The organism is Vibrio sp. V31_P5A7T61, from assembly GCF_009904895.1.
Lineage (GTDB): Bacteria > Pseudomonadota > Gammaproteobacteria > Enterobacterales > Vibrionaceae > Vibrio > Vibrio metschnikovii.
In genome coordinates, this window is record NZ_WXWI01000006.1 from 22,334 (window position 1) to 23,886 (window position 1,553).

1 protein-coding gene is annotated in these 1,553 nt (G+C 34.3%); it reads left to right on the forward strand.

Translation table 11 applies throughout. The annotated features are described in order from the left end of the window. Nucleotides 1–1,529: phosphoethanolamine transferase (locus CAG58_RS00390; RefSeq protein ID WP_237665944.1), on the forward strand; the 1,529-nt coding region annotated here is incomplete at its 5' end. Between the last annotated feature and the right edge of the window lie 24 nt (nt 1,530–1,553).

Consider the following 1,553-nt stretch of genomic DNA (forward strand, 5'->3'; position numbering starts at 1 on the left):
ATCTTGAAAGCGTTAAAATAGGTTTTATTATTTCTATTCCACTGTTTTTCTTGGCAGTTTTAAATTTTCTCTTTCAATTGTTTAGTTGGCCTTGGTTGAGTAAACCTTTTTTCATCATTCTATTATTGCTGTCATCGCTAGTCAGCTATGCAGGATACAATTACGGCACCATATTTGATACAACGATGATCGCCAATATTATAGAAACAGATAGCAGTGAAGCAGGATCTTATCTTAGTGGTTACTCTATCTTATGGACACTAATTATTGGCGTAATACCAGCCATTATTATTGCCAAAATCCGCTTAACGCTAGGCGGCTCATTCTTTAATCTGATAATAAAGAAACTAATCAGTTTATTAGTTTCGCTTTGTATTATTTCTCTTATCGCTGTATTTTATTATCAAGATTATGTTTCTGTTGGTAGAAACAATTCCTATCTCAATAAAATTATTATTCCGACACATTTTATTTATAGTACAGTAAAGTATTTAAATAATAATTACTTTATTACCCCCCTACCGTATCGAGAAATAGGCCAAGATGCGCAACAATCTGCTCAGGCTATAAAAAGTGCCGAGACTAAACCGACTCTTGTTGTTTTCATCATGGGTGAAACGGCGCGATCTCAAAACTATCAATTAAATGGTTATCCACGAAAAACCAACGCCTATACCGATGAACTGCCTATCATTTCATTCCAAGATGTTAGTTCATGCGGTACTGCCACCGCAGTATCTGTTCCTTGTTTATTCTCTTCAATGACACGCTCCAATTTTGATCGTCAAAAAGCGGATAACCAAGATAATGCTCTCGATATTTTAAAACGTGCAGGCATATCATTATTATGGAAAGAGAATGATGGTGGTGATAAAGAGGTGGCTAAAAATATTGATATAATCACTATTGATAGAACAGAAAACAACGAACTCTGTAATGGTAAAACCTGCTACGATATGGCACTTCTGGAAAACTTTGAACAAGATGTAGAAAACATGCAGGGTAATCGATTAATCGCATTACATCTCATTGGAAGTCATGGACCAACTTATTTTCAACGCTATCCTGAAGACAAAGCGGCATTTATGCCTGACTGCCCACGCGCTGATATTGAAAACTGTTCAGTAGAGCAAATCGTTAATTCTTATGATAACACGATTTTATACACCGATTATGTTTTACGCCAAACCATTGATAAGCTTAAAGCATTAGAAAAAAGCTATCATACTGCATTAATCTATGTTTCTGATCATGGTGAATCATTAGGAGAAAATGGGATATTTTTACATGGAATGCCTTATCGTTTAGCGCCTGAATATCAAACTAAAGTTCCACTAATGGTATGGATGTCACCTAGTTTTCAAAAAATTAAAAATATTAATTATGATTGTCTTCAAGAATCAGCAAATAAAATTGGAATGTACTCTCATGATAATATATTCCATTCTCTATTGGGAATTATGGATGTTAACACCGAAGTCTATCAGCCAGAACTCGACATATTTGAATCATGTAGAACATCACTTTGAATAATTTAGTAAACAATAATATTC